The following is a 5081-nucleotide window of genomic DNA, read 5'->3' as shown; positions in this document are numbered from 1 at the left end:
TTGTTTCTATCCACCCACGCTTCTCCCCCTCTACCAGTCAAGATTAATTCGTCCAGGCCGGCTTTCCCATTCACCCCCCATCGTAATTGAAACCACCACGAAAAAACAACCGGCAACAATTTGCCGGCCAGCAGGAGCACCCAGACAAACAGTTACCAGTCTATTTTCGACACTATCTGTTAATATTCCTTTCCCACAATTCCTTGTTCCGCCCCCTAGGGGACAATTATTACACCAATCGCCCCGTTACCAGAAACTAGGCTAGTCCCTGTGCCAACACAAACAGGGAGCCCCCACCCAACAAAGAGATGTTCTAAGGCCTTGTGTTTTCGTGATTTAGAAAGAGCGGGGTGAAATACAAGTCTCTATTATTCCTCCTCTTTTCCCAGCAAACCATATAGGAATAACCTGAAGATCCCCATTTTGTAGTCCCTACTGGTTTTAAGATAATCGGGTTGCTGCATTATGGATATTGATGAAAGAATGTATGCTAGAATCGCATCATTGGGGATGCTGTCGTCAATCGCTCCCTCTTTTTTACCTAATTCAATAAACTGGGTATATACATGGATTGCCTTTATAGTTGCCGCTTCCTTGTACACCTGCTGTAAGACTTTGTCCTCCCATGCATACTCGCTAAAATGGGAACGACTTATCTCTATCACCACATCATGCTTTTTAGCCATAATCATTTTCAGTTTTTCAGAGAACGGGATATCCAGCCCCAGAATGTCCTCATATTCCTTAATAGCTTTATCAAGATAAGTAGCAAGCACCTCTCTGGCTAGCCCATTCTTATTACCAAAATAGTTGTAAATTGATACTTGTGAAACATGTGCTTTCGCAGCTATTTCACTGACTTTGACATCCGTTACGCCACGTTCGCTAAAAAGCTCCTGGGCTGCACTTATGATTGCTTCTTTTTTGGCTTGAGTTCTTCTTTCATATCCATTCATGTTTATCACCTAGTCCTATTATATCATGGTTTTGAAGTTTAACAATTTGTATTTCAAAACCTATTGACAGTAACCCCCGTTAGATATATTATGAACTTACGTCCCATATATTTCAAAACTTTTTTAGAATAAGCTCTTAAAAGCTTCTCCGGTGACATGCCTTTTGAAGGTTTTGCTTAGTTGGGAACAAGGCCGTACCATATGGCTATTTAAGATTTAATCTTATTTTGGGGGAGGTATTGACATGAATTCATATGTACTTGGCTTTCATGAGATTGACAAAGCAAAACTTATGCTTGTCGGAGGAAAAGGTCTAAACCTAGGGGAACTATCCAGAATTGAGGGACTACAGATACCGGATGGTTTTTGTGTTACTACCCGGGCGTATAAAAGAGCGATCGGGCACAACCAGGAGTATAACGCATTGCTGGATCAACTGTCACTTCTAGAGGTGGATGACAGGGAAAACATCTGTGAAATCAGCAAAAAAATCCGTAAGCTTATCGAAGAGACAGAGATTGGCGAAGACATTGAGGATGACATTGCCCGTTATCTCTCAGAGCTGGGCGAAAGATGCGCTTATGCTATACGTTCCAGTGCTACGGCAGAAGACTTACCCCACGCCTCCTTTGCTGGCCAACAAGACACTTATTTGAACATCAAGGGCCGAGCTGAAATCCTCCGGCATATCGTCCAATGCTGGGCATCGCTGTTTACCGACCGGGCTGTGACCTACCGCATCCAAAACGGCTTCGACCATCGAAAGGTGTTTCTCGCAGTCATCGTTCAAAAAATGGTTATGTCAGTGGTCTCCGGAATCATGTTCACTGCCGATCCAATGACCTCTGACAGAAAGACCCTGTCCATCGATGCCGGATTCGGACTTGGTGAAGCACTGGTATCGGGCCTTGTAAATCCGGATATTTATAAAGTACAAGATGGCAAAATTGTTGCAAAGATGATAGGTGCGAAGAAGTTGGAAATCCGGCCTGCTGAAAGCGGCGGTACCCAAAAAATGAAGATCGAGTCCCACAGGCAGAAAAAACAAGTGTTGCCAGATGAGCAGATACTAAGGCTTGCCGCCATAGGAAAGACAATCGAAGCCCATTTCGGTTGTCCCCAGGATATAGAATGGTGCTACAGTGACGGCCAGTTCCAGATCGTCCAGAGCCGTCCTATCACCACGCTTTTCCCCATTCCGAAAGCAGCAGATCCCAGAAAACCCCGTGTATTCATGTCAGTCGGCCATCTTCAGATGATGACCGATGCCATTAAGCCGCTTGGGATTTCCTTCTTCGAACCGCTAGCCGGGTTCACCCTGGATAAGGCTGGTGGTAGGGTCTTTGCCGATATCACCCATGATCTCTCCTCATTCATGGGGCGCAAACGCTTGGTGATGGCAACAGGCAAACAGGACCCGCTAATTCAGAGCGCCGTGAAAAAGCTGTTGAAAGATAAAGCTTTCATGGCCTCTCTGCCGCGCGGCCAAAGGAACCTAAAGGGCGGCATATTCACAATATCTTCGCTAATGGCAGCTCTGACAATCTCCAAAAAGAACGACCCTTCCATCATTGGAGAAATGCTGGCCGAATTTGAGCATGAGGTTACGGCAATCGAGCAACAGCTAGCAAAGCTGTCGGGAGAGCAGGTGTTTGAGTTCATCGCTGAGGATCACGAAAAAATGCTGGCCATGGCCTATAACCCGAAGATGCTGGGAGCCATTACCGCCGCCTTGTTAGTTAGCGACTCAATTAACAAAAAGGTGGGGAAGTGGTTAGGTGAGAAGAATGTGGTTGACATCCTGGCCAGGTCTGTTGATCATAACGTTACCACGGAAATGGGTCTTGCCTTGTGCAATGTGGCGGACATCGCCCGAGATTATCCAGCAGTTTTAGAATATCTTGCTGAAGAACCCGTTGATGATAACTTCTTCGAGGAATTGGCAAAGCTTCCTGGAGGTAAAGAAACAGGAAAAGCATTCAAAGCATTCCTGGACAAATACGGTATGCGGTGTCCTGGGGAAATAGACATCACTCAAGCCCGCTGGGAAGAGAAGCCAACGCAGCTCATTCCCATCTTACTGACCAACATCAACGTCCTTAAGCCTGGTGAACACGTAGCCCGGCTCAAAGACGGTCGGCTGGAAGCAGAGAAAAAAGAGGAAGAGATCATTCGTCACCTGGAAAAAATGCCAGGTGGCAGTAAAAAGGCGAAGAAGATGAGGAAGAGTATCAGCCTGCTGCGTAACTTCATCGGGTGTCGTGAATACCCTAAATATTATATAGTTCGCCGCTTCCACGCCTACAAGAAGGCCCTGTGGAAAGAAGCCGCGCGATTAGTGGAGCAAGGCGTACTCAAAGATCGTGAAGACATCTTCTATTTGTATTTTGATGAACTATACCGGGTGATAAAGACAAGAAAGGCGAACTACTCCATTATCGAACAGCGGAAGGCTGATTATATCCTTTATAAGAAGCTGACTCCTCCTCGTATCATCACCTCCGAAGGCTTTGTTCCAGCTGGCGACTATTCTACAGGCAGTATTCCTACAGGAGCCCTTGCAGGTATCCCCGTGTCCAGCGGCGTGGTGGAAGGACGCGCCCGGGTGATTTCTTCGGTGGATGAGGCTAGGCTAGAAGAGGGTGATATACTGGTGACACAGTTTACCGATCCCAGTTGGACGCCTCTGTTTGTAACCATTAAGGGCCTAGTTACCGAAGTAGGGGGCTTCACTACTCACGGTGCAGTTATAACACGGGAATACGGTCTTCCAGCAGTTGTAGGCGTGCAAAACGCCACAAAGCTGATCAAAGACGGACACAAGATCAGTGTTAACGGAACAAAAGGATATGTAGAAATACTAGGGTAAATGCTGCTTGAAGCAGTAAAGTTGGTAAACAACTCCAGTAGTGATTAGTGAAGTGCGTTTTTGTGTTCGTTCTATGCAACCGGTACAATTCCCCGGACCTGCCCAGAAAAGGGAGCCCCTTAAGAGGCTCCCTTCCTTTGTGTCCTCCGTGCCCGCTCCTGGGCAGGAAGCACAATAGTAATGCGTGTACCGATATCCAAGCGGCTCAAAACTTCAAAGTACCCTCCGTGGCGCTCCACTATCCATTTGGCAATGGCCAGGCCCAGACCCGAACCGCCTGTTTTTCTGGCCCGAGATTCATCGGAACGATAAAAGCGTTCAAAAATATTCGGCAGCTCCTCCGGAGCGATTCCGATGCCATTGTCCTGTACGCTGATGTGCACCGAACCTTCCTCCGCCGCAACCCTTATAATAATCTTCTCCCCGCTGGGACTGTATTTTATGCTATTGTCCACCAGTATTCGAATCGCCTGCTTAAACAACTGTTTATCGGCCTTAATATCAGCCGGCCGCTCCAAATCCAGTTGGAAATTATGATCAGGATGTATCATTTGCGCTTCAGTTATGATCTCATCGATTACATCGCAGCAGTCAAAATCCTGCTTATGGAGCTGCAGGGTTTCATTATCACCCCGGGCCAGGAACAAAAGCTGCTCCACCAAATCCTTCATGCTTTCCGTCTCGCTCTTAATTGCTTCTATTGACTCTTGCAGGGTCTTCTCATCTTTCTTGCCCCACCGGTCCAGAAGATTTACATAGCCTTGGATCACAGCTATCGGTGTACGCAGCTCATGGGACGCATCAGAGACAAATCTAAGCTGCGATTCATAAGCAGCGCTGATACGATTCAACATGCCGTTTATGGCCGCGGCCAGGTCTTTCAGCTCATTTTGAGACTCATCCACCGCTAGGCGCCGATCCAGCCGGCTGGCATCAATATCGCTAATAACACCGGCCAAATCCTTAATCTGCGTATTGTCCGGCAGCGAGCGCCGATAATACAATTCCTCATTGAGTTGCCTCGCTTTTTCCGCCATCTCCGACAAAGGCTTAAGAGTCTTCCTGATGGCTCTTGAGCCTTTGTTTATATTCTTTATTAGAATAAGCAGCTCAAAAAACAACACAATAGCGGCCAAATACAACAGCCGCCTCAAATCAGCGCCTAAATCGTACACTATCCGATAAGACGTGCCCCGAACGGAAAACGCCAGATTGTATGTTACTAAGCCGATTCTGTCCCCGAGGCGCATCTTTTT

Annotated in this window: 3 protein-coding genes; 1 reads left to right on the top strand and 2 read right to left on the bottom strand. The window is 47.0% G+C overall.

From position 1 onward, the window contains the following. Nucleotides 1–368 precede the first annotated feature (368 nt). Entirely contained in the window at nt 369–956 is a 588-nt protein-coding gene (locus tag GX016_09365) for a TetR/AcrR family transcriptional regulator (protein HHT71755.1), read from the bottom strand. Nucleotides 957–1200: 244 nt separating this feature from the next. Here GX016_09365 and ppsA point away from each other — a divergent pair, with 244 nt between their 5' ends. Continuing rightward, complete coding sequence (ppsA, locus tag GX016_09360; protein HHT71754.1) at nt 1201–3825, top strand: phosphoenolpyruvate synthase; 2625 nt, start codon at nt 1201–1203, stop codon at nt 3823–3825. A 119-nt stretch (nt 3826–3944) separates the two neighbouring features. Here ppsA and GX016_09355 read toward each other — a convergent pair. Beyond that, a partial coding sequence (locus GX016_09355) for a HAMP domain-containing protein (GenBank protein ID HHT71753.1) occupies nt 3945–5081 on the bottom strand: 1137 nt, incomplete at its 5' end.

The organism is Bacillota bacterium, assembly GCA_012837285.1.
GTDB lineage: Bacteria > Bacillota > DTU030 > DUMP01 > DUMP01 > DUNI01.
Note: the sequence above shows the minus strand (reverse complement) of the source record. Positions and strands in the feature narration are given on the sequence as shown.